The following is a 24,644-nucleotide window of genomic DNA, read 5'->3' on the forward strand; positions in this document are numbered from 1 at the left end:
AATATAGGGGGCAATATACGGATCGGCATCACTTACTCCTGAATTTCAATCTTGCGGATAGAGAGCCGTTCCACCACCTCTCCACCAACCGGAATCTGGTTGGCCAGGATAGGGGGTAATATACGGATCGGCATCACTTGCTCCTGAATTTCAATCTTGCTGATGGTATTGGCTAACAGCGAGAGCGGTATCACCCGCTCCCGCGCGTCAGTTTTGCGGAATGTAGAGTACCTGCCCTACCTGAATATTCCGCGATTTGAGCTTGTTGATCTCTACCAGTCGCGCCTGACTCACCCCATGCTTCTCGGCAAGGCGGGAGAGACTCTCCCCCCGCTTGACCACATGGCGGATCATCTGCGACTTGTCATCACTGCGAACGGGGGCGGCAGCGCGGCTCTGCCCCTGCTGGGGAATATAGATGGTCTGACCAATCTGAATATCCCGGCTGCGCAGCTGGTTGATCTCAACCAAAGTGGATTGACTCACTCCATGCTTCTCGGCAAGGCGAGAGAGACTCTCGCCACGTTTGACCACATGGCGGAGCATCCGAGATTTGTCATAGTCGCCCACATTGCTAACCGGCGCACCAGAATCTTGCGCAGCCTCAGAATAGGGCTTGATCACACCGGCACCTGAACCGGTCGCAGTAGCGCCGTCACGCACTGTAGCCGGCATCTTGTTGGTCACCACCGGCTGCGACTGCACCGGCTTGGGCTGGCTCACCGGCTGCGAAGCTACCGGTGCAGAGCGAGTGGTCGCAGCAGGCCTGCTCGCCTGTCCCTTGCCGGTCAGCATGGCCCCCTTGGTCGGGTGGGCGCGGTAATAGTTGCGGATCCCCTCGAAAATGGCGCGGGCCAGCTGATCCTGATAGCTTGAGGTGGCCAGCAGCTTCTCTTCCGCATGGTTGGAGATAAAGCCGGTTTCGACCAGCACCGAGGGAATATCCGGCGCCTTCAGCACAGCCAGACTGGCATGCTCCGGCGCCTTCTTGTGCAGTCGGGCAACCTTGCCCAACGAGCGCAGGATCTGACGGCTGACGTCGTAGCCTTCGGCACGGGACTTGTCCATTGAGAGGTCGAGGAAGGTCTGCGCCAGATAGGGGTTGGGATCGGATTCCGCCAATACCTTGCCAACCCCGCCCAGCAGCTCACCCTGCTTCTCCTGCTTCTCCAGCCAGCTTCCCATCTCGCGGTTGGCACGGTTGGTCGAGAGGACCCAGACAGAGGCGCCACGCGGAGTGGAGTTATGGAAGCTGTCCGCATGGACCGACACCAGCAGATCCGCCTTGGCCTTGCGGGCAATCTCGGAACGCTTGTTGAGGTCGACGAAATAGTCGCCACGACGGGTCAGCACGGCGCGCATCCCCGGCTCGCGGTCGATCAGCGCGGCCAGCTTCTGGGAGACCGCCAGCGTCACTCGCTTCTCATAGGTACGACGTGGACCGATGGAGCCCGGGTCTTCCCCACCGTGGCCTGGGTCGATGGCAATCACCACCCCCTTGCCCTTGCCACCCACTGGTGTGGCTTGTACCGCAGCAGCCGACCGCTTCTCTTCATAAGGTAGATCGATCACCAGACGGTGACCATAAGGCCCGGCTGGTGCCAGCGGAAAGACCACCGGCGTGATGGCGGAGCTGAGATCCAGTACCAGCCGCAGGCCACCCTTCTCCAGCGGAGTGCTCTCACGTATCTTGCGCACCAGCTCGCTGTTGTTCTCGACCCGGGCCAGATTGGCAGCGTTGCTCGCCCCTTTCAGATCGATCACCAATCTATCGGGGCCAGCCAGGGTGAAGTAGTTGTAGTTGGGGGCACTGCTCATATCGAGCACCACCCGGGTATTATCCGGTGATGGCCAGATTCGCACACTCTTGAGCTGATTTGCCCAGGAGGGGAGCGCCATCAAGGAGAGAGCAATAACAAGGATCAAGCGCACGTAGATGACAACCGTTCCAGAATGGCTTCGCCAATAGCAGTGCGAGCCTCTATCAGAACCTCGCGCTGCTCGCCTACATAGGTGAGGGTAATTTCCAGGTCTGGGGCCGGTAACCAGCCCTCGCCCTTCTCGGACCACTCCACCAGACAGAGAGTATTGGCGGCAAAATAGTCCCGAATGCCCATGAATTCCAGCTCTTCCGGATCAGCCAGGCGATAGAGATCGAAATGGTAGACCTGCCAGCCATCGAGTTCGTAGGGCTCGACCAGGGTGTAAGTCGGGCTTTTTACCTTGCCCTGATGGCCAAGGCCCTGCACCCAGCCGCGGGTAAGGGTGGTTTTACCGGCGCCAAGCGTGCCATGCAAAAACACTGTAGTCGCCTGCTGGCAGGCCTGTGCCAGACGGCCACCAAGTGCCACGGTTGCTGCCTCGTCCGGCAGTGTCATCATCAACTGTTTTGCCATGTTCTTCTTTTTAACTTGTAATGGTGTCGGGATTAACCAGTTTGCGGATCAGCGGCAGCAAGTCTGACGCCAGCATGCCCCGCTCGCCGTCAGCGGCGGCCTGATCTGCAGCCTCGCCGTGGATCACGGCGCCCAGCCAGCTTGCCATGGTGGCAGACCAGCCCTGGGCCAAAAGGGCGGCGATTATACCAGATAACAGATCGCCCATGCCGCCACTTGCCATGCCGGGATTGCCTTCACAACAGAGAGCGACCCGCTCGCCGTCATAAATAAGTGTTCCCGCCCCTTTTAACAAAACCACACCGCCATAACGCCGCTGCAGTGCCTGCACGGCGGCAAACCGGTCGGTTTCAATCTCGGCAATGGAGCATCCCAGCAGGCGCGCTGCTTCGCCGGGATGGGGCGTGAGCACCCAATTATCCTGATGGCGGGGAGATTGCGCCAGCCAATTCAATCCATCGGCGTCCAAAACCAATGGCAACCGATCGGTGAGATAACGGGCAATTTGCCCCCTTCCCCAATCATCCTGACCGAGCCCGGGGCCAATGACCCGCACCGACGCCCATCCCTCGTTATCAGCGGTGATAAGACTCATTAGTTCGGGTTGATAAAGACTGACCGGCGGATGCTCCGGATGCTGACACACCCGCACCAGCCCAGCCCCCGCCCGCAGGCAGGCGCGGGCCGCCAACACGATGGCCCCCTGCATGCCGCGATTGCCCCCCACCAGCAGTACCTTGCCATAAGAACCCTTGTGGGAAGCGCGCGGGCGCGGGGTCAGCTGCGCGCTGAGCAGTGGATAATCGATACGCCAGGCGGCGGGCAGCATAGCTTCATCAGGCGTCACGCCTAGGGGATCACAGTCGAGCTGGCCGACACAATCCACCCCGTCGCCGGTGAGCATTCCCTGCTTGATACCGATAAAGGTGAGGGTGCGAGTGGCCTGCACCACGGCCCCCATGGCACGGCCGGTATCGCCGTTGAGGCCGGAGGGGAGATCCACCGCCAGCACGGGCACAGCCAAGCCATTGATTGTTGCGACGATCTTTGTCAGTAGTGGCGAGAGGGACGTGTTGACGCCGGTGCCAAGCAGGGCGTCGACCACCAGATCCGGGGTGGTGTGCTGGTCCTTATCAAACTGCTCGGCCAGCCAGACCCGGCCACCGGCCGCCAGCCACTCATCGGCGGCCCGTCTGGCATCCCCCTTCAGCTGGTCGGGTGCTCTGGCGGCAATCACCACCACCTCGATGCCAATCTGGCGGGCAAGGCGGGCCAGCACATAGCCATCACCGCCGTTATTACCGGGGCCGACGAAAATCCACCAGCAGCGACTGTCGGGCCAATGCAGGGTGGCATAGGTGCGCAGCGCGGCACCGGCTCGCTCCATCAGGGCATAGAGAGGTTGCCCCTCACGCGCGGCCCAGTTGCGCTCCAGTGCGCGGATCTGTTCAGTCTGCCACAACCCCTGTGGTAAACTGCTCCCCTCTTTTGTGCCCAACGCGCCCCTGATGATCTCTACCATGACGGCTCCCGCCTCTTATCAATCGACCCACGCCAGCAAACACCGGCCAGGCCAAGCCGCATGAGCGCACCTGACTTCCACCAGCTGGCCCACGATATCAAGCTCTGGGCACGGGAGCTAGGTTTTGACCAGGCGGGCATCACCGACACCGATCTGCGTATCGAAGAGCCGAGATTGCAGGCCTGGCTGGATGCGGGCTATCACGGCAGCATGGATTACATGGCGCGCCACGGCATGATGCGCGCGCGCCCCCACGAGCTGTTGCCGGGCACGATGCGGGTGTTGTCGGTGCGGATGAACTACCTACCGTTCGAGGCGGGCTTCGCCGCTACCCTGCGCGATCCGACTCTCGGCTATATCAGCCGCTATGCTCTCGGTCGCGACTACCACAAGGTGCTGCGCAACCGGCTCAAACAGCTGGGTGATCGCATCGAAGCGCGCTGCGCCGAGCTGTTTCAAGGCACTGAAGAGACCTTGGGTGAGTGGCGCCCCTTCGTCGACTCCGCCCCCATCCTCGAGCGGCCACTGGCGGCCAAGGCGGGCCTCGGCTGGGTTGGCAAACACTCACTGCTGCTCAACGAATCGGCTGGCTCCTTCTTCTTTCTCGGTGAGCTGTTGATCAACCTGCCGCTGCCGCTCGACCAGCCAGTGGAGAAGGAGCTGTGTGGCAAGTGCGTCGCCTGCATCAACATCTGCCCGACCGGCGCCATTGTCGCCCCCTATGTGGTAGATGGCCGCCGCTGCATCTCCTATCTCACCATCGAGAACGATGGCCCTATTCCGGAAGAGTTCAGGCCCTTGATGGGCAACCGCATCTATGGCTGTGACGACTGCCAGCTTATCTGCCCCTGGAATCGCTATGCCGATGCCAGCCCGGAACCCGATTTCAGCCCCCGCCCCAGCCTGCATCGCCCGCCCCTGCTGGACCTGTGGTGCTGGAGCGAGGCCGAGTTCCTCAAACAGACCGAGGGGAGCCCGATCCGCCGCATCGGCTATCAACGCTGGCGCCGCAATCTGGCGGTAGCCCTTGGCAACGGCCCGGCGACCCCCGAGGTAATCGCCGCCCTGCAACTGGGACTGACCACCGCCGAGCCTATGGTGGCCGAACATATCGAATGGGCGCTGGCCACTCTGGCACTGCGTCAGGATGAGGAGAACAAGAAAACCCGTTTGCTGATCCGCTGCATCGAAAAAGGTTTGCCGGATCACGCATAAGTGATCTGCCCCTTGCCGGATTGCAGCACTTTTTTCATGCTCTGCCGACCCGTCGTGATCAACACTGCGATCAAGACAACATGGTCGGCACACTAAAAGGACATTACAGATGCAAATGTTGGGAGTGGATATTGGAGGCTCGGGGATCAAGGGTTGCCTGGTCGACACCGAAACAGGCGAACTGATCGGCGAGCGTCATCGCATTGCCACACCGCAACCGGCCACCCCGGCCGCCATCGCCCATACCCTCAAGGCACTGGTCGAACACTTCGACTGGAAAGGGCCGGTGGGCTGCGGTTTTCCAGCCACCATCCACAACGGGGTTGCCAAGAGTGCCGCCAACATCGACAAGAGCTGGATTGAGACCGATGCCGAACATCTGTTTGCCGATGTCACCGGCAAACCCTGCTATGTGCTGAACGATGCCGATGCAGCGGGTCTGGCCGAGATGCGCTTTGGCGCAGGTAAAGATCGCAAGGGGGTCATCATCCTCATCACGGTCGGCACCGGTATCGGCACCGCCATCTTCGTCAACGGCCATCTGCTGCCCAACACCGAGCTGGGTCACCTGATGCTGGAAGGAATGGTCGCCGAGCACTACTGCTCCGATGCGGTGCGCAAACGGGAAGATCTCTCCTGGAACCGCTGGGGCAAGCGCTTCAACAAGTATCTGGCCCGCCTCGAGTTTCTCTTCTCCCCCGACCTCTTCATTCTGGGGGGCGGCAGCGCCGCCAAGCTGGATAAATTTGTCGATCGCATCGAGACCCGGGCACCGCTGATTCCAGCGGCCAGCCTCAATCAGGCGGGCATTATCGGGGCCGCACTCTACGCGGCCGAGCAGCAGGGCTGACCGACGCTCACTGCAAGTCAGCAGATACCAATTGAAAGGGCCCGGCACTGCTGCCGGGCCCTTTTGTTTGGCCATTATCTTGCGTGTTTGGCGCTTATCACCCGTTACATGTCGTCGAGTCGATGCACCCCGTGCACCAGTCGGGTCAGGCGGGTCTGCTCCAGCCCGGCTAGATTCTCGAGCAAAGCGGTGGTGGCCGGTGTCGGGCACTCCCGGGCCAGATGACTCAGCTCGCCCACCAGCTGCTCTTCCCAGCGGCATACCTGAGTGACGATATCCTGGGTCTGAACTGATGCCGGCAGCTCGAAGCGGGTAATGGCAGGCAGCATATCCTCGCTGAAACTCTGGTTCAGCCAGGTCTCCCTGACCGCCTCTCCCAGCTGAGCAGCATATTCGTGCAAATGGGCACTGGCCGCATCCTCACGCCCTTGTAGATAGACCAGCAACATCCGGCTGCGTTCGCTGTCCACCTGACTGGTCAAACGCCCGTAACAGAGCCCGAGTTGGTGGTGAACCTGCTCAAGATAGTGCAGCAACTCTTTGATCTGTTGGAATCTCATCGCACAGCCCTCCATGCTTGTCGGCATCATCAGTATAAAAAACAAGCGCAACCGACCCAATCCCTATCCGAGCCCCCCTTGCGCTGCATCAAGGTTGACGCCGACAAAGTGGCGATCAGGTGATCCGGTCACGAATAGGGAACGATTTGTGCAGCAATTTGTGCAACGATGGAGGAACATTAAGCTCGACAGCAGATGTAAACAGAAACGGGCTGGCACACTAATAAAACCAGCATATACCCGATATAAACCATCTTTAATTCGGTCATATCCCGTAGGGACGAAACAGGATCTGGAAGAGCAACAATACCATCCTGATCGTTATCCGCCTGACAGAAATCCTTATCACTTTTTTAGACGTCTAGACGTAAAAACATGCGTTGACATGGCCATCCAGACATCTTAGCATCATCCTCCATGATGACAGAGTAACCCAGTGGAACCTCTGCCCAATTTCCCCGCCTGTAGCGCCCTGTGCTTTAAGGCTGTTAGCACGGAAGAATCCATGATTAAGTTGATCGGTCTCAACAAAGTCTACGGTACAGGCAGTGACGCCGTGCACGCCCTGCGTGATGTGAGTCTGCATGTACCCCAAGGCAAAATTTTCGGGGTGATCGGTGCCTCAGGTGCCGGCAAGAGTACCCTCATTCGTTGTGTCAACCTGCTGGAGCGCCCGACAGAGGGTCAAGTCATCGTTGATGGCCAGGATCTGGTCGCCCTGAGCGAACGGGATCTGACCCAGGCTCGCCGCCAGATCGGGATGATTTTCCAGCACTTCAACCTGCTTGCCTCCCGCACCGTGTTTGCCAACATCGCCTTTCCGCTGGAGCTGGCGGGCTGGAGCAAAGAGAAGATCCAGCAACGGGTTGCCGAGCTGCTGGCGCTGGTCGGGCTGGAAGCCCGTGCCCACGCCTATCCGTCCGAGCTTTCTGGCGGCCAGAAACAGCGGGTCGCCATCGCCCGGGCGCTGGCCCCTGCCCCCAAAGTGCTGCTCTGTGACGAGGCCACTTCGGCACTCGATCCGCAGACCACCCGCTCGATCCTGACCCTGCTCAAGGAGATCAACGTCAAGCTGGGGCTTACCATCCTGCTCATCACCCACGAAATGGATGTAGTGAAGGGGATCTGTGACGAAGTGGCCATCATCAGCGATGGCAGCCTGATCGAACAGGGCGAAGTGGCCTGGTTCTTCAGCAATGCCAAGACCCAGCTGGCCCGCGATTTCATTCGCTCCACCATCCATCTGGAGGTACCGCAGGAGTATCAGGATCGGATGAGCAATGAGCGAGTGCCCAGCAGCTACCCGCTGCTGAAACTTGGCTTTACCGGCAGCACGGTCGATACGCCCCTCATCTCCGAGGCGAGCCGCCGTTTCAATATCGATATCAGCATTCTGAGTGCCGACATCGAGTACGCAGGTGGCGTCAAATTCGGTTTCCTGCTGGCAGAACTGTTCGGAGATGAAGCCCAGTGCGAGGCAACCCAGCAGTTCCTTATCGACAATCACATTCAGCTGGAGGTAATGGGTTATGTCCGAAGCCATGATTAATCTGCTCATCACGGCCCTGGGCGACACCCTTATCATGGTGTTTGCCTCCGCCCTGTTTGGCTGCCTGCTCGGCCTGCCGCTCGGCGTGGCACTGCATGTGACCAAAGCCGGCCAGATCCTGGCCAACCCGCTGCTCAACCGCACTCTGGGCATGGTGGTCAACGTGGGTCGCTCGGTGCCCTTTATCATCCTGCTGGTCGCGATTATTCCACTGACCCGGCTGATTGTCGGCACCAGTATCGGCACCATCGCCGCCATCGTGCCGCTGACCGTCGGTTGCATCCCTTTCATCGCCCGTCTGGTGGAAGGTGCCCTGATGGAAGTACCCGACGGCCTGCTGGAAGCGGCCAAGGCGATGGGCGCCAAGCCATTGCAAATCATCACCAAGGTGCTGCTGCCCGAGGCTCTGCCCGGCATCCTCAACAGCGTCACCATTACCCTCGTCACGCTGGTGAACTACTCCGCCATGGCTGGTGCCATCGGTGGTGGTGGTCTCGGTGATGTGGGCATCCGTTACGGCTATCAGCGCTTCGATCCGACCGTCATGCTGGTCACCGTCGTGATACTGGTCGTGCTGGTTCAACTTATCCAGAGCGCGGGTGAGCGCCTGGTCAACAAATGTGATCATCGTTAATCGTCGATTTCTGACAGGAGGTTTTATGAAATTTGGCATCAAATCCGTTGCGGCAGCCCTGCTGGCTGGTCTGGTACTGGCCGGTTGCGGTCAAAAGGAAGAGAACAAGACCCTGAAAGTAGGCGCCATTGCCGGCCCTGAGACCGAGCTGGTCGAAGTAGCCGCCAAGGTGGCAAAAGAGAAATATGGTCTGAACGTCGAGATCGTCAACTTCTCCGACTATGTCACCCCGAACGTGGCGCTGAACGATGGCAGCATCGACATCAACGCCTTCCAGCACAAACCCTATCTGGATGCACAGGTACGTGATCGCGGCTTCAAGCTGGTGCCGGTCGGCAACACCTTCGTCTACCCGATCGCCGGTTACTCCAAGAAGCTGAAGTCGCTGAGCGAGCTGCAAGATGGCGCCCAGATCGCGGTACCGAACGATCCAACCAACCTTGGCCGCTCCCTGATCCTGCTGGCCAAGCAGGGCCTGATCACCCTGAAAGATGGTGCTGGTCTGGAGGCGACCGTACTCGATATCGCCAGCAACCCGCGCAACTTCAAGATCGTTGAACTGGAAGCTGCCCAGCTGCCCCGCTCGCTGGAAGACGTGGATCTGGCCATCATCAACAACACCTTTGCCGGCCAGATTGGTCTGACCCCGACCGAAAATGGTCTGTTTGTTGAAGACAAAGAGTCCCCCTACGTCAACCTGATCGTCGCCCGCGACAACAACAAGGATGACGAGAAGGTCAAACAGTTCGTACAGGCTTTCCAGACCGATGATGTCTACAAGAAAGGGCTGGAGCTGTTCAAAGGCGGCCTGGTAAAAGGTTGGTAATTGCTCACTCGACAAAAAAGGCCACGCAATGCGTGGCCTTTTTTATTGGCGCCGCTATCATATCGGCGAGCACGGCAACACGAACATACTCATAACATGAAAAAATGGTATCTGGCCTACTGCAAGCCAAAAGAAGAGGCCCGCGCCCGCGCCCACCTCGATGCCCAGGGTATCGAATCCTACTACCCCATGGTGGAGATCGAAAAGCTGCGCCGGGGCAAGCGAGTTCCGGTACGGGAGCCCATGTTCCCCAACTATCTGTTTATCTTTGTCGATCTGGAAGAGGTGACACCAGTCACTCTGAAATCGACCCGCGGCATCAGCCGGATCATCCACTTTGGCAGTGAATGGACCCCCATCAGCAGCAAGCTGGTCTATCAGCTGATGAGCCGTGATGACAGCGACGAGGCAAGAGCCAGCTACGCCAATCTGCCCTGCTCGGGTGACAAGGTGCTGATTGAAGAGGGGCCATTGGCTGGCTTCGAAGCCATCTATATGGAACCGGATGGGGAGAAACGGGCGATTTTGCTAGTTAGCCTGCTCAATCGCGAAACCACCAGCAGCTTCGACAACCAGGCATTCAGACGCCTGGATTAAACTCACGGGCCAGACGGCCCGGTGAATGGCAATAGCAATGGCGGGATGGTCCCGCCATCTCACGCATCAAGATCAAAGCGGGCGATGACCGCCTTCAGCTTGCCGGTATTGCCAGCCAGTCTGGCTACGATCTCCTCCCCCTGCTGACTGCGCAGACAGGATTGCCGACTGAGCGCAGCAATGTCATCGACCGTTCCGGCTACCTCGGCGGCCACCCGCGACTGCTGCTCGGTTGCCACCGAAATGGCCTGCAGCTGGCCAGACAGCGAGTGCACCAGCTCGTTCATGGCACTCAGGGTATCGGTCACCAATCCAACGGCATCCCGCCCCTGCTCCACCAGCCGGGTGCCGCTGCTGACGGTACTCACCGTCTGGCGAGTCTGCCGGGAGATGGCTGCAATAGTCTGGCTGCTCTCGGCGGTTGATTGATGGGTGCGGGTCGCCAGCTGGCGCACCTCGTCGGCCACCACCGCAAAACCGCGCCCCTGCTCGCCTGCCCGTGCCGCTTCTATCGCCGCATTGAGGGCCAGCAGATTGGTCTGCTCCGCAATGGTGGCGATCACCTCGGTGATCTGCCCCACCTGTTCACTCTGATGCTCCAGCAGCCCCATGGCCTCGTTGGCCTGCCCAATCATGGCGGCAATCTGCTGCATGGTATCGCTCATTCGCGCCAGCGCAGCCTCTCCCTGACGGGTCTGCTGCACCTGCTGGGCACTATCCGCCACACCGGCAATGTTGCCAGCCACATCACGGGCACTCACTGACATCTGATCGATAGCTGCCGCCACCGCATCGACCCGCTGATCCTGCTCCGTCAGATCCGCCACTATGGCTCTGGTGGTGTTGCCCACATCAAGACAGGCCTCTTCGACCTGTCCCACTGCGCCCTGCAACTCGCCGACCAGATCACGTAACTGGGCAGACATCCGGTTGATGGAGCCGGTCAATCCACCCAGCTCATCCTGACCCGTTATCGGCAAGGGCTCGGCAGCCAACCGACCATCCGCAACCAGCCCCGCCCGGATCACCAGACTGGCAATGTCACGGGTCAGACGACGGCTAAAGAGCCAGGCGACCAGCATGCCAAGCACGATGGCACTGCCGGTGGCCAACATCAGTGTCTGGTTGATGGCCCTTCCGGCTCCGGTCATCTGCGCCGAAATCTGATCCACCTCGGCGCGGGTTTTATTCACCTGCTGGACCAACTGCTCGCTGAGGCTGGACTGCATCGGCTCGATGTCGGTGGCCATCAGGTAGTTGGCCTGATCCCAATCCGGCGCCTGGCGCTTCTCGATCACCTGCCCCACCAGCTCGGAGAAGGGGGTCGCCATCTCTTCAAACAGCTGCCAGAGGCTCTGCTGGGTATCGGTAAAGAGCGCGGCTTGCTGCTTCACCTCAGCCACCCGCTGCTGGTGAAACTGGTAGTAATCCTGATACTTGCTGCGGTATTCGGGATCGCCTGAGATGAGAAAATCCCTCAGGGCAGAGAGGGAATTGGCGAGGCTGTTGTAGGCATCTCCCACCTGCTTGAGCAGCATGCGGCGATCGCCCGCGAGCTGATCCTGCGAGGTCGCCACCTCCTCATTGGCAAAGGATTGCAGCTGATCGAGCGCAGCCTCCGCCAGCGGCCCCGCCTCCTGCAGCATCAGGGTGTGAGCGGGCAGATTCTCTTCACTCTGGGCTATGGTCCACACCTTCTCCTGATGGCTTTTGAAGGTCTCGAGAGACTTGGCGAGCGCCGGGCTGAAGGCCTGATGGGCGATGGCCTGCCAGGCCGACTCCCACTCCTGCTTGAGGCGGGAAGCCTGAGCCGGATCCTTGCCGAGGATCAGATAGCCACGCAGGGCAGAAACGGTGGCAACCAGAGCCTTCTGGCTCGCCTCATCCCGCTGCAGAGCGGGCAGCGCCTGCTCCAACAGGGTGTGTTGGGCCTGATTGATCTGGGTCAGCCGGTAATAGACCAGCGCGGAGGAGAGCAGGATCAGCAGGTTGATAAAACCGAAGCTGAGCAGCAACTTGCTTGAGATTTTCATGAACATCCTTGTTCAAACGGAGGGATCCAGCCAACAGAATCAGATAGATATCAGTGTAGGCAATCTATCTTGCCAAGCCCGGTGCCACTCTTGCAACTCGCTGCGTGGCATCGGTCTGGCAGAAAAGAACCCCTGACAAACATCGCAGCCCAACTTTGCCAGCAACCGCCAGGTCTGCTCATCCTCTACCCCTTCAGCCACCGACTTGAGGCCCAACTTGCGCGCCAGCTCGATACTGGACTCGATAATGGCCAGACGGGATGGGTCTTCAAAACAGCGGTCGACAAAGGAGCGATCCAGCTTCAGTTCGGTAAAGGGCAGCAGCGCCAGTTGCTGCATGGAGGAGTAGCCGGTACCGAAGTCATCAATGGCGAGGCCAAAGCCGTGCATCCGCAGCCGGGTCAGCACCTCCAGCGACTTGCCCAGATCCTGTACAAAGGCGCTCTCGGTCACCTCCAGGGTGATAAGCTCGGGGTTGATGCTCCAGCGTTGACACTGATTGATCAGGGAATTGCACAGATCGCCCTCGATCAGCGAGGTAGTGGAGAGGTTCATCGACAGATTGAGCGAGAGTCCGGTCTCTTCCCACAAGTGACCATCACTAAGGGATTTGCCGATGATCACTTCAGTCAACTGATCGATCAGTCCGTTGCGCTCCGCCAGTGGAATAAAACGCCCCGGAGAGATCAGGCCGTACTCCGGGTGCTGCCAGCGGGCCAGCGCCTCCATCCCGACCCACTCGCCGGAGGCAAAGCTCACCTTGGGCTGATACCAGGGCAGCAACTGATCCTGCTCGAGTGCACGGCACAACTCATCCAGGCCGATCCTGTGCCCCTCCTCCTCCCTGGCAGGCTCCTCCCGGGGTGACCAGGCATCGATCAGCAGCTTGAGCTGCTGCTGGGTAGAGGGTTTCTCTATGCGGCCGAGCACCTGCAAGCCATAGGCGGCACTCATCCGCAACACGGCCTCCACCACATCGTCTTCAAGGGCGCTGGAGAGGATAATCCCCCCGCGAAAACCGCCCAGTGACAGGCGGCGCAGCAGTGCCATGCCATCCATGCCCGGCATCCGCAGGTCGCAAAACAGGATATCGACGGCGTGTTGCTGGCTCAGTACCAGCGCCTCGGCACCATCGGCCGCCTCCAGCAGATTCTGGTAACCCAGGCTGCGGACCTGGTGCAGCAGCGCCTTGCGCTGAAATCCATGGTCTTCCACGACCATAATGACCAACTCATGTTGTGCTTTTTTCATCGAGCCATAATCCAATGTCGTGGGCGATCGCCGTCATCAATAGCTGCACCTTGCTGGTCAGCTCATCCAGTTCCTCAAGCTGCTTCAATCTGGCAGCCGACTCCAGCCTGGCAGCCTGTGTGGCCAGCTCCTGCAGCCCGACCATGCGGGCTGCCCCCTTGATCCGGTGGGCAGTTTCTACCAGTACGCTGAAATCATGGCAAGCCAGCGCAGCCATCATATGAGCCCCATCCTGACGATTGGAGTCGAGATATTCCGCCGCCATCGCCCGCGCCGTCGGCTCATCGCCAAACAGGGTCAACCAGCGTTCAGCCTGAACGGCCAGCACATCATCGACCGCCATCACCGCTGTATCGCCCGCCGGTACCGACTCAGCGAGCCAGTGTGCCAGCAGCTGGCGCAGGGTATCCAGCGGGTAGGGCTTGAACAGCATGTCACTCATTCCCGCTTCCACCATACGGGCATGAGCCTCTTCCGAGGTATCCGCCGTCACCCCGATAATGGGCGCCGTCACGCCCGCAGCCCGCAGCGCCTTGGTCAGGGCATAGCCATCCATCACCGGCATGTGGCAATCGGTCAGCAACAGGGAGAATGGCTGCCCCTGCCAGGCCCGCAACGCCTTTTCGCCATCTTCCACTACCTGGGATTCAATTCCGAGGATAGCCAGTTGTCGTGCCAGCAGGGCGCGATTGACCGGATGATCATCAGCCACCAGCACCCGTCCTCCCAGCTTGTCGGCCAGCGCAGGCAAAACCGGGGCGACCCGTTCCTGCAGCAGTTCGAGACAACTCTCCAGCAGCAGGTCCGGGTAGAGAGGAGAGAGCCCCAATCGCCACCACAACTGACCGCCGATCCGGCCGCGAAGGGCCTCGTTCGGTGACGCTATGATCCCTCTCAATGAGACATGCTGCAACCATCCCTGCCACTCACCGCCGAGGGCCTGCTCCAACCACAGCTGATCAGCCAGCAGCAACCCTTCCAGTGAGCGGTTGAGCTGGCTGGCATCCAGATGCCTTAGCTTGGCGCCCAACCGCCGCATGGCCGCCTCGAGGCTGGCATCGGCGCTGAAAAACCACCATTCGGTGCCAGCCAGCGGGGGCGCATCCCATTGAGGGTTGGTCAGCGGCACGGTAAAGCGGAAACGGGATCCCTCTCCCGCCTTGCTGGTCAGGGTGAGTTCGCCCCCCATTTTGCGCACCAGCTGATCACAGATTGCCAGCCCCAGCCCGGTACCACCAAAGCGGCGATTGATGTCGGACTCCACCTGCTCAAACGGAGTGAACAACAATGCCTGTTTCTCCTCGGCAATCCCGATACCGGTATCGCGGATACTGATAGCAAGCTGATCGCGCAGGTAGCTGACCCGGATGGAGACCTTCCCCTGTTCGGTGAACTTTACCGCATTGTTGAGCAGATTGGAGATCACCTGACCGACCCGTACCCCGTCGATATCGGCCCAATCAGGTACATGCTGGCCCCACTCCAGCGTCACGTTGAGCCCCTTGCTATGGGCCAGGGTAGCGTGGCCACGGATCGCATCGCAGATCACCGTCTGCAACCGGCTGACCTGACAATGCAGTTGCAACTGACCCGCCTCGATCTTGGAGAAATCGAGTATGTCGTTGACCAGATAGAGCAGGTTGTTGGTCGAGGTGACAACATTACGCACCATGTAACGTTGATCGTCGTTGAGCTCGCTCATTTGCAACAACTCGAGCATGCCGTGCATGCCGGAGATGGGGGTGCGTAACTCGTGGCTCATGGTGGCCAGAAAGCGGCTGCGCGCCTGCATCGCCTGCTCGGCATAAGCACGTGCCTCGCGCAGCTCATGCTCCTGCTGCTTGAGGGCCGTGATGTCCTGAATCACCCCGTTGAGTATCAGCGCCTGCTGCTCCTGACGGACAAAATTGCCGCGTACCTGCAGATAGCGATCCCCGTCAGGGCGCTCCACCTTGACCTCCAGATCGAGGGGGGCCAGGGTCTCGGCATGGTTGGCCACCTTGCTGACAAACTCCTGCAGGGCCTGTTCGGTAAAGCCAAATACCTCACCACCCGATTCAGCGTTAAATAAATCCTGATGAGATACCCCCAGGATCTCGTTGGCCCCCTGAGAGGCATAAAGAAAGCGTCCCTTGCCCGGCCCCAGCCACAGATACTGGTAGACTACGCCGGGCATGCTGTCGGTGATCTGGGTCAGGCGAGTTTCAGCCTGACGAGCACGCTCCTCGGCTTCCTTGATACGGCTGACATCGGTCAGCACTGTCAGCACACCCCGCATGTTGCCATCGGGGTCCCGGTAAGGGCGCTTGGCATAGATAACATGAAAAGGGGTGCCATCGGCACGCAAGCTATTGCCGGCCCCCTCCAGCTCCTGGCCGCTTTGCCATATCCGGCGCTCCTCTTCCAGCACGCTCGCACGCAGGGGCTCGGGGATGCTTTGCAGGTCGTCAAGCGCCTCGCCATTGACATCAACGAGAAAGGCATCGCGATAAGCCCGGTTGCAGAGGGTTATACGCTGCTCGCTGTCGCGCAATGCCACCATGGTCGGCAATGAGTTGAGCAGGGTCTGTACAAACAGCAACTGTTCGTTGAGTTTGCTCTCTGCGATTTTCCGCTGCGCAATCTGGCGACGCAGGCTGCGGGCCCAGAACATCACCAGCAGACCGCAGGTCAACAAGGCCACTCCGCCCAGCGCCAGCCACTTGTAGAACTGGCTGTAATCGGATTCGACATTTACCGAAACATTGAGCCAGCGCCGCTCCAGCAGTTGCCACTCCTCATCCGTGATGGTCAGCAACAGCTTGTCCATGATCCGCAGCAGCTCGGGCTGCCTGATATCAACGGCCATGCTGATGGGCACGGAAAACTCGGGGGAGCTCAGCACCACCTGATACTTTTCGTTGAAGCCCTTCATGGCCTGCTGCCCCAGATTGGTCATGGTCAACAGCACATACTCGGCTTTCCCCGTATCAAGCAGGGTAAGCAGCTCGGTATCCTTGCCCACTTCAATGACGTTGCCACCATGGGCGCTGATAAGAGAAGCTTCATAAGAACCGGTCACGCCACCAATCAGGCGCCCTTTCAGCTCCGCCAGCGACTTCAACGGGCGCGCGCCGCGCCGGGATACCACATAGCTGTCGAATTTAAGGTAGGAGGAGCTGAAGGAGGCAAATGCCTCGCGATCCCTGAGCGGTGTCATCAGGGGGATCAGATCCACCTTGTGCTGTTTCAGCAGAGCCAGAGACTCTTGCCAGGTGCTGGTCGGCTCAAGTTCAAAGCGGATCCCCGAGCGCAGACTCAACAACTTCATCAAATCTGCCGCATAGCCGTGCAACACCCCTTCGTCATCAATCTCGCTGATACCGGCAAACGACGGCGCAACGGCAAACCTGACCACCTTGCTCTTCTTCTTTAACCAGGCTACCTCGTCTGGTTCCAGCAACAAACCCGCCTTGAAACGGCTGTCTTCCTGATTCAGCCGCAACCGGGCATCAGCCACCGGGATCCGCTGGTAGGCCTGCCAGATGCGATCCGTCAGCGCCGGGTCATGGGTACTGGTTGCAATGGTCAATGCACTACCGGGGATCCAGTCCGGGATCACAATCCCCATCGACTCAGGCAACCGCTCCATCTCCATGGCAATGATCGGCCCCAGAGCCAGATAAGCATCGGCCGCCCCCAGTTTGACCATATAGGTCGCCTCGTCACGGCTCTCCAGCTCGGTCACATGAGGCATCCCCAGTCGCGCCAGCTCATTGCAACTGCCAAAACCGCGAATACAGACCCAGCGAAGCTTGCGCGCCTGTTCCAGGGTCAAACGTTGATCCGGATGGCGCATCAAGATGGCGCGGGCGTAGGAGCCCAGATAGCCAATATGATTCATCCCCTCCAGCTCGAGCGCATCGAGCTCGACCCCGATCAAGGCATCAACTTGGCGTCTGTTCAGCGCACCACGGGCATCCACATAGGAGTTGTAGGAGACATAGCGCAGGGAGACCCCCATTTCTGCCGCAATACGCGAGGCCAGCTCCTTGAGCGGACCGGCATAGCGCTGATTGGGCAGTTCATAGAGGAACGGAGGATAACCACCACGGGGCACCCCGACCACCAACTCTTCATCAACCGCACTCTGGTGGTCCGCCACTGCCTTTTCCAACTGGGGAACAGCAACAGCAGGCAGGCCGGAAAACAGCAGCAACAGGGGGAGAAAAAGCTGACGAAAGAGTGACATGAAGTCTTGTCCTGATGAGTAAAACAGATAGGCCACCATATCTAATCTTGCCGATCCTGGCGGAACAAGGCGAGAAAACATACGCATCTGTCACAAACGGGGCAGAGAGGATAGTGCCGGGGCACAGAAAAGTGAATAAAAAATCAACCTGCAAACACAAAAATGGCAGGCATTACGCCTGCCACGTCACCACGGGGAGAGCGTTTACCCTCCCCTATGGATCAGGTTATTCGATTCCCGAGCCGAAAGCCGGTTTGATACTCGCTTTCGCGGATATGGGCGATCTGTCCCTCAAACCCTTCCAGACCAATATCTTTCAGCAGGGCAGGTGACAGATTGACCACGGCGAGACGACGCTCGACCCGGGCAATCCTTCTCTGGACCAGGGATTCAACACTGCGCAGTAAAACCAGTTCGATAGACATGACATTCTCCAGTTGAACATGCGGTTCTCCCGGAGAAAGTGGATATCACCCTGCGGGACGAACCGCGGGTGATAAAAAGACAGGGGTTACCTGTTTACGCCACGCGGTAAAAGAGCACGAGATTTCACGCCGCACGCAGTGCCGCGAGAGAATGCAATATTGAGCATCAGATGTTGCATTTTCGTCTCCTTACCGGGTAAAAGTTGAACAGATTGCAGAAGTCTAAAAAATATCCGAATTTAAAACAAGCCTCTTGCGACTCCTTTTTAAACGTTTTTACGGCATTTTATGCTGCCCGACAGGGAGCCTGGGGCATCAGATCCCCGAGAGTAGCCGGTACTCTTCCAGTACATAGGTATCCGTCATGCCGCTGACATAATCGAGCAGCAGCCGCACCCGGTAATACCACTCCTGCTCGTTCTGGCAGGCAAAGCGCGGATCCGGGGTGGCGATCGCCAATCGATAGGCCTTGAGATGGCGGGCCGAGAGACGGTGATAGAGGCGGCGCGCAAAGAAAAGCGTCTGACTCCCCTCCCCGGCCAGCAGACGGGCAAACTGTGGCGCTGGCAGCGACAACAGGCAGGCATAACTGGTCAGCACCCCGCGCAGCGCCGCATACCCCTCCAGCTCAAGCGCTTCCACCTCGGGGCGCATAAAGACCAGCTCACGGGCCACCCGCTTGAGGATATCGAGCACCCGCGCCGCCGGCGCCTGACCGTGCAGCAGCGCTTGCGGATAGGATCCCTGCAAAATGGCCTGATGTTCGCTGACATAGCTCTGCGCCGCCAACGCCACCAGATCCCGGGTCAGCTGCTGGCGAAAATGGGGGAAAAAGCCCCGACCAGAAGCCAGCGCCTCATCCAGCAAGGTGCCCATGTAGTCACTCTGGTCAGCAGCTCGCAGCGCCGCCAGCAGTTCACCCTGAGTCAGGATCCGCCGATCTACCGCATCTTCCAGATCGGCGATGCAGTAGGAGATGTCATCGGCCGCCTCCATGATGTAAACCAGCGGATGACGGCAGCCGGGGGCCAGACCCAGGCTCTGACCGAGGGCGCGGTAGAGCGGCTGCTCACTGAAGAAGATGCCCCGCTTGCTGCTCCAGCCATGATGCTGGCCATAGCTCACCCCGGGTTGCGGCTGCTGCGGGTATTTGCAGAGCGCCGCCAGTTGTCCGAGTGTCAGGTTGAGCTCGTGCAAGCTGTGCACCAGCCGCAGACTCTGGGCGTTGCCATCAAACAGTTGCAGATCCTGACGCAATTCAGCCCACTGGGCCGAAGGTGGCTGCGCCAGCGCCTGCTGATAGAGGGGATCGAGCATCTCGCCGAGCCACTGGCTCATCACCTGCTCGCCAAAGTGGCCAAACGGCGGGTTGCCCACGTCATGAAGCAGGCAGGACATCTCCACCAGATTGATAAAAGCCCCTTCGCAGACCGTGCCTGCTGGCAAGGCAGCCAGAATGCGGCGGCTGATCTGGCGGCCGGTCTCCTGCACCTCCAGCGAGTGGGTGAGACGGCTGCGCACCGAGGCCTTCACATCGAGCGGAAAGACCTGGGTCTTCTGCTGCAACCGACGCACCGGCGCGGCCTGCACGATACGGGCGCGATCCTGCTCGGTCGCCTCCAGCAGCTCCTCATTCCCCCAAGGGTGGATGCGCGCGGGGGTAATCAAACGGCTATACATCTCGCAGCTCCTTGCCAGCAACTTCCATCAGACTCAAGACAGCAACCAGCGCCGCAGACGGGCGATATCGCCCGGATATTCGCGGCGCAGCGTCTCAATCCAGTCTTCCACGTTTTCCCACCAGGCGGGATGATCCGGGCTCTGGATCAGCTGGGCCGTCTGCTGCAATCGGCGCAGGCCAATGGAGCCTGCCGCCCCTTTTATCTTGTGTGCCTCCTCCACCACCCCCGCCTGATCCCGGGCGATCATGTTGGAGTCGAGCACCGCCATGTAGTCCGGCATCATCTTCTCGAACAGCTCGACGCTGGAGAGCAGCACCGGCTTGCCCACCGTATCGGCATAATCAGTGAGGAAGGGAATATCCAGCAGGGCATCCTGATTGCCCGCATCAGCTTGCTCGTCCGCTTCATCCTCGGCCAGATCGGCAAACAGGTGACCAATCACCTCCCGCACCGCTTTGGAGCCAAGCGGCTTGTTAATGACATCCTGCATGCCGTGATCCCGGTAGTACTGGCGATCGCCGGTTGAGTTGGCGGTGAGTGCCACCATGGGTGGCAGGCTGTCGCCATAACGCTCCAGCAGGGTTTTCGCCACATCGAAGCCGGTCATGTCCGGCAGCTGGATATCGAGCAAAATGAGGTCGAAATCATCCGGGTTGGCCATCGCCAACGCCTGGGTGCCGTCCCGTGCCACCTGCACCTGATGACCCAGCTTGTTGAGCAAGGCGCAGGCCACCGTCACGTTAAGCTCCACATCCTCCACCAGCAGGATATCGAGGGAAGGCATCTCCTCCTCCTGCTCTGGCAACACAGGCTCGGCGCAAGCCACTTCCAATTCGGCAGTGAAGCAGGAACCTTCGCCCGGATCGCTGTCCACATAGAGCTGGCCGCCCATCGCCTGCACCAGCTGACGGGAGACCGCGAGGCCAATGCCGGTGCCGGTGGCGTGCTTCTTGCCCTGCACCTGATAGTACATGGCGAAGATCTTCTCCTGCTGGGCGCGCGGGATACCGATGCCGGTATCCTCCACCTCAAAGTGCAGGGCCAGCTTGCCCGGCTCGTCGGCAGGATGGGAGAGGCAACGCACGGTGACCCCCCCCTCATCGGTAAACTTGACCGCATTGCCCACCAGATTCCACAGCACCTGACGCAGTCGGGTGCCATCCGCCATCACGAACTGCGGCATGTCGCCATCGCGATCAAAGTGCAGATAGAGCCCCTTCTGCTCCGCCTGAATACGCGACAGCGTCTCCAGCTCGTCGAGGAAGGCAGGCAGGTCGATCCGGGTTGGTGCGATCTCAAGCCGACGCCGATCGAGTTTGTCGAGATCGATGATGTCGTTGAAGATGTTGCCGAGGGTGACCGCACTTAAGTGAATGGTCTTGAGCTGCTGGCGCTGGCTCGGGTCGAGCGGGGTATCCATCAGCATCCGGCTCAACCCTACAATGCCGTTGAGCGGGGTGCGCAACTCGTGGCTGATGGTGGAGATAAAGGTGGTCTTGTCGCGGCTCGCCTTCTCCAGCTTGTCCTGATACTGCTTGCGCTCGGTGATGTCGCGGCCAAAACCGAGCAGGCCGAGTCGCTTGCCGAAGCGGTCGAAGAAGGGCACCTTGCGCAGCTCGAAGTAGGCTTTACGGCCATCGGGATACTCCAGCCACTGCTCGTAGGTGAGCGGCTCGTTGCTGGCAAAGACCTGCTTGTCGGTCTCCACCACCTTGTTGGCGATCTCCTGCTTGTAGACATCGAAAGGTGTGAGGCCAATCAGCTCGCTCTCCGCCTTGCCGGTCAGCTCCTCCATGGCGCGGTTGCAACCGGAGAACTGCTCATCCTCATTGCGGTAGTAGACCAGATCCGGGGAACAGTCGATAAAGGAGCGCAGCAGAGCGGTACGCTCCCCCAGATGAAGCTGGGCTTTCTCCCGCTGGAACACCTCGTTCTCGAGATCCTCGATGGCCTGCAGACGCAGTGCCTCGGCCCGGTTGGTCTCGGCAATCTGGGCATTGAGGCGACTGATGTTCTCCTGCAACTGACTGTTGAGCTCCAGATCCCGCTCGCGCATATCCTGCAGCTTGCGCACCATCCGGCTCAATCGCTGACGGGAATCCTCCAGCTGATCCACCACGATGGAGAGAAAATAGACCGCCCAGGGGGTCACCAGCAGGCCAAAGAAGACCGAGCGCACGAAGTCGATCACATCAATATTGCCGCGCAGGAACAGGGTCACCCCCATCTGGATGGCGACAGCCAGCACTATGATGCCAGCCGCCAGAAACATGCTGAAGCGCACCAGTCCCAGCTTGGTCATCAGATCGACGTAATATTGTGCCCAGGATTTAATCTGCTTCATCTTGTTATTTTCTCCCCCATATCCGCGAACAGAATACCAGCACAGAGAATTGAACTCTTCTTATCTCGCACAATTAATTAACGATTCGCCTAGTGAAATGAGTGAGTTAGGATATTTGATGAAATTCTGTCAGTTGCCATTAAGGGTGGCCCCCTATAATCGCCCACCTGGTAATTTAAACGCGTTTAATTTAGGAGTTATCTGATGCGCAACACTACCCTGCTTGGTCTGGGCCTGCTGGTCGCAAATAGTGCATATGCGGATTTGGGAACCATTCCCAACGAATCGGGCTGGTCCGGTTTCCTGCTTGGCGGCGTCAACGTCATCAATTACGAATCCAACTTTTACAGCGGTGACGACGAAAATCGTCGACTGAGCGGACTGGGCAGTGCAGAGAGCAGCTCCGCCGTCGCCCCGCTGCTCAACGCAGATATCCGTTACACCTTTGCCGATACCCGCACCCAGGTCTTCCTCGGTAACCTGATCCAGGATGCCATCCGTTTCGACTTCACCCAGCAACTCGGTATCCGCCAGGAGATGAGCAACAAGGGCACAGTGGCCGGCTCCGTGGTCTTCAATGCCATGCCAACCGAGCAGTGGAGCGATCCCTTCGCCGTAAGCGTCGATCGCCAGTCGACCGATATCAAGTCAAAAGGGGTGCGCTTCGCCTGGGACAATATCTGGGGCAGCAACTTCTTCGGCAGCCTGACCACCCGCAACATCGAAGTCGATGAAGAGCGCAGTGGCAGCCAGTATGGTGCCGACACGGCGGCCAAGCTGGATCGCAACGGCAAGATCCACGCCCTCGACCTCTCCTACAAATGGCAGCTGGCAGCCGGTCAGGTGCTGGAGCCGGCTTTCATCCACCGTCAGGCTGACCTGGACGGCAGCGCCCAGAGCTACAAGAGCAACGGCCTCCAGTTGACCTACGGCAAGCGGGCATCCCAGTGGTCCTTCGTCAGCAACCTCTATCTGGGTCAGACCAAATATGATGAAGCCAACCCAATCCCTGACTTTGGTAACAAAAAAGCCGACTCCGACGAGTTTGCCCTGACCGGTACCTTCTTCTGGCACCGCCTGTTCGGTATTGCACCGCTCTCGGCAACCTTTACCGCTGGCTACGCCAAGTCCGATTCCGACATCAACTTCTACGATTCTGAATCGGTGATGTTCAACACCGGCCTGCTCTACAACTTCTAATAACGGTTGTGAGCACCGATACAACAAGGCCACCCGAAGGTGGCCTTGTTGCTATCCGGCATTTGCCTCAAATACCCAAAGAGTCGAGCAGATCATCGTGATCATTACTGGCTGGCGCAGCGGCTGCCGGGGCCGGCTTGGCGGCATCCTGCTTGGCCTGGGCGATCAGGGCGTCAGGATCCAGCTCCTCGTGCTCCATTCCCTCATTGTGAATGCGAATAAACTCGGTCTTGTCCATCGCCAGCTCCAGATAGAAGATGTTGTTGCGGGCGGTGAAGAAAGTGACGCGGCGGGACTCCGGACTGTCAAGATTGGTATCGACGCTCAGCATCACCTGCTTGTTGAGGGCCAGCATCTTCGGCTGGTTCTGGGTAATGTGAGTCTGCAAATCCCGGCCCACCTTGACGGTAAAGCTGCCAACGATCTGGTTCATCAGTTCGCCCATCACGTTGCTCACCTCGTCAGAGGTATGGGAGATGGCGAGATCCTCCTTGGAGAGCCCCATGCTCAGCATGTAGCTCTCGTACAACTCCATGGCGGCAGCGGCGGAGAAGTTGATCACCACCAGACCGGAAAAACCGCCATCGAACAGCACGAAGCAGCCGATATCCGGCTTGAGGCAGGTCTTGCTGATCCGCTGCACCATGCCGGAAAACCGCACCTGACTCATGGTCGCGGCACTCAACACATCGGTCACCGAGTTGCACAGGCTGAGCAGTACATCCTCAGTCGTCAACACGACGTCATCATCGGCTCTTGTCACTATCATGGGACCTTCCTGAACATCGAGAATGGGCTTATCTATACCATAACTCTAACAGATGGCGCGGCCCGAAGACTGAAATAGCGACACGCCTCTCAGTTGACGCCGTTATCAGCAGCCGCAGGGGTAAAACCGCTCAGCTTGGCGAGCCGGTCACGCCATCTGTCGGCCTGCTGCGCCAGCACCTGTGGCTCATAAGGCACGATCGGATGAGCCCCCCAGATGGGGCCGGGCCAGGCAGCATCGGTGGCGAAACGTGCGACATGGTGAATGTGCAGCTGTGGCACCAGATTGCCCAGCGCCCCTATGTTGATCTTGTCCGGACTGAGGGCCTGCTCCATCAGGGCGGCGACGGCGCAGGACTCCTGCATCAGCTGTTGCTGCTGCTCCGGTGCCAGATGGTGGATCTCGCGCAGGTTGGCCACTCGCGGCACCAGAATCAGCCAGGGGTATTGACTGTCTTTGGCCAGCAGGGCGCGACAGAGCGGTAGATCGCCAAGCCAGCAGGTATCCGCCTGCAGGCGTGAATGCAGTTCAAACATGAACACCTCGTTGAGTAAGATGAA

At 59.3% G+C, this 24,644-nt stretch carries 20 protein-coding genes; 7 read left to right on the forward strand and 13 right to left on the reverse strand.

What is annotated here, in order from left to right:
- Positions 1-32 precede the first annotated feature (32 nt).
- Genes G5137_RS17025 through G5137_RS17040 form a run of 4 tightly spaced genes read right to left on the reverse strand, consistent with a single transcriptional unit; the run spans position 33 to position 3,918 of the window.
- Entirely contained in the window at positions 33-194 is a 162-nt protein-coding gene (locus G5137_RS17025) for a hypothetical protein (protein ID WP_323913175.1), read from the reverse strand.
- 13 nt (positions 195-207) lie between these two features.
- Entirely contained in the window at positions 208-1,899 is a 1,692-nt protein-coding gene (locus tag G5137_RS17030; RefSeq protein ID WP_421255720.1) for an N-acetylmuramoyl-L-alanine amidase, read from the reverse strand.
- A 23-nt stretch (positions 1,900-1,922) separates the two neighbouring features.
- Positions 1,923-2,396: a tRNA (adenosine(37)-N6)-threonylcarbamoyltransferase complex ATPase subunit type 1 TsaE gene (gene tsaE, locus G5137_RS17035; RefSeq protein WP_005339056.1), complete on the reverse strand. Its 474-nt coding sequence runs from the start codon at positions 2,394-2,396 to the stop codon at positions 1,923-1,925.
- A gap of 10 nt (positions 2,397-2,406) precedes the next feature.
- A complete protein-coding gene (locus G5137_RS17040) occupies positions 2,407-3,918 on the reverse strand; it encodes an NAD(P)H-hydrate dehydratase (RefSeq protein ID WP_421255698.1) in 1,512 nt (503 codons plus the stop codon).
- A 60-nt stretch (positions 3,919-3,978) separates the two neighbouring features.
- On the opposite strand from G5137_RS17040, the gene queG reads away from it, so the two are divergent.
- Positions 3,979-5,133 carry a tRNA epoxyqueuosine(34) reductase QueG gene (gene queG, locus G5137_RS17045; RefSeq protein ID WP_421212543.1) on the forward strand — a complete coding sequence of 385 codons (1,155 nt, stop codon included), beginning with the start codon at positions 3,979-3,981 and terminating at the stop codon, positions 5,131-5,133.
- Positions 5,134-5,242: 109 nt separating this feature from the next.
- Entirely contained in the window at positions 5,243-5,983 is a 741-nt protein-coding gene (ppgK, locus tag G5137_RS17050) for a polyphosphate--glucose phosphotransferase (RefSeq protein ID WP_421255699.1), read from the forward strand.
- Positions 5,984-6,087: 104 nt separating this feature from the next.
- Here ppgK and G5137_RS17055 read toward each other — a convergent pair whose 3' ends face one another.
- Positions 6,088-6,543: a hypothetical protein gene (locus G5137_RS17055; RefSeq protein ID WP_043822996.1), complete on the reverse strand. Its 456-nt coding sequence runs from the start codon at positions 6,541-6,543 to the stop codon at positions 6,088-6,090.
- 505 nt (positions 6,544-7,048) lie between these two features.
- On the opposite strand from G5137_RS17055, the gene metN reads away from it, so the two are divergent.
- The 4 genes from metN to rfaH all read left to right on the forward strand — a co-directional run bounded on the left by metN (position 7,049) and on the right by rfaH (position 10,149).
- The gene (gene metN / locus G5137_RS17060) at positions 7,049-8,092 is read left to right on the forward strand and encodes a methionine ABC transporter ATP-binding protein MetN (RefSeq protein WP_421255700.1); all 1,044 of its coding nucleotides are present in this window, start codon (positions 7,049-7,051) and stop codon (positions 8,090-8,092) included.
- Positions 8,073-8,726 (forward strand): methionine ABC transporter permease, encoded by a 654-nt coding sequence (locus tag G5137_RS17065; protein WP_005339070.1) that lies wholly within the window; start codon positions 8,073-8,075, stop codon positions 8,724-8,726. The genes metN and G5137_RS17065 overlap by 20 nt, the downstream gene beginning before the upstream one ends.
- A 25-nt stretch (positions 8,727-8,751) precedes the next feature.
- Positions 8,752-9,552, forward strand: a complete 801-nt coding sequence (metQ, locus tag G5137_RS17070) for a methionine ABC transporter substrate-binding lipoprotein MetQ (protein WP_421255701.1) — start codon at positions 8,752-8,754, stop codon at positions 9,550-9,552.
- Between the two features lie 96 nt (positions 9,553-9,648).
- Positions 9,649-10,149 carry a transcription/translation regulatory transformer protein RfaH gene (gene rfaH, locus G5137_RS17075; RefSeq protein WP_005341090.1) on the forward strand — a complete coding sequence of 167 codons (501 nt, stop codon included), beginning with the start codon at positions 9,649-9,651 and terminating at the stop codon, positions 10,147-10,149.
- A 59-nt stretch (positions 10,150-10,208) separates the two neighbouring features.
- Here rfaH and G5137_RS17080 read toward each other — a convergent pair whose 3' ends face one another.
- The 6 genes from G5137_RS17080 to arcB all read right to left on the reverse strand — a co-directional run bounded on the left by G5137_RS17080 (position 10,209) and on the right by arcB (position 22,115).
- A complete protein-coding gene (locus G5137_RS17080; protein WP_421255702.1) occupies positions 10,209-12,182 on the reverse strand; it encodes a HAMP domain-containing methyl-accepting chemotaxis protein in 1,974 nt (657 codons plus the stop codon).
- A gap of 39 nt (positions 12,183-12,221) precedes the next feature.
- The gene (locus G5137_RS17085) at positions 12,222-13,433 is read right to left on the reverse strand and encodes an EAL domain-containing response regulator (RefSeq protein WP_216952920.1); all 1,212 of its coding nucleotides are present in this window, start codon (positions 13,431-13,433) and stop codon (positions 12,222-12,224) included.
- Positions 13,414-17,664 (reverse strand): ATP-binding protein, encoded by a 4,251-nt coding sequence (locus G5137_RS17090; RefSeq protein WP_421255703.1) that lies wholly within the window; start codon positions 17,662-17,664, stop codon positions 13,414-13,416. Before G5137_RS17090 ends, G5137_RS17085 begins: the two co-directional genes overlap by 20 nt.
- A gap of 221 nt (positions 17,665-17,885) precedes the next feature.
- Positions 17,886-18,089: a hypothetical protein gene (locus G5137_RS17095; RefSeq protein ID WP_245133436.1), complete on the reverse strand. Its 204-nt coding sequence runs from the start codon at positions 18,087-18,089 to the stop codon at positions 17,886-17,888.
- Positions 18,090-18,404: 315 nt separating this feature from the next.
- Positions 18,405-19,769, reverse strand: coding sequence for a dGTPase (gene dgt, locus G5137_RS17100; RefSeq protein ID WP_421209990.1), 1,365 nt, complete (start codon positions 19,767-19,769; stop codon positions 18,405-18,407).
- Between the two features lie 33 nt (positions 19,770-19,802).
- Positions 19,803-22,115 (reverse strand): aerobic respiration two-component sensor histidine kinase ArcB, encoded by a 2,313-nt coding sequence (gene arcB / locus G5137_RS17105; RefSeq protein WP_421206028.1) that lies wholly within the window; start codon positions 22,113-22,115, stop codon positions 19,803-19,805.
- Positions 22,116-22,319: 204 nt separating this feature from the next.
- Between arcB and G5137_RS17110 the strand changes: the two genes are divergently transcribed.
- A complete protein-coding gene (locus tag G5137_RS17110) occupies positions 22,320-23,315 on the forward strand; it encodes a DUF2860 family protein (RefSeq protein ID WP_216952915.1) in 996 nt (331 codons plus the stop codon).
- A gap of 67 nt (positions 23,316-23,382) precedes the next feature.
- On the opposite strand, the gene G5137_RS17115 is transcribed toward G5137_RS17110, so the two are convergent.
- Complete coding sequence (locus G5137_RS17115) at positions 23,383-24,084, reverse strand: DUF3334 family protein (RefSeq protein WP_227341980.1); 702 nt, start codon at positions 24,082-24,084, stop codon at positions 23,383-23,385.
- Positions 24,085-24,173: 89 nt separating this feature from the next.
- On the reverse strand, positions 24,174-24,620 hold the full coding sequence (locus G5137_RS17120; RefSeq protein ID WP_216952913.1) for an HIT domain-containing protein: 447 nt from the start codon (positions 24,618-24,620) through the stop codon (positions 24,174-24,176).
- Positions 24,621-24,644: the final 24 nt, after the last annotated feature.

The organism is Aeromonas sp. 600282 (assembly GCF_049175755.1).
GTDB classification, from domain to species: Bacteria; Pseudomonadota; Gammaproteobacteria; order Enterobacterales; family Aeromonadaceae; genus Aeromonas; species Aeromonas veronii_A.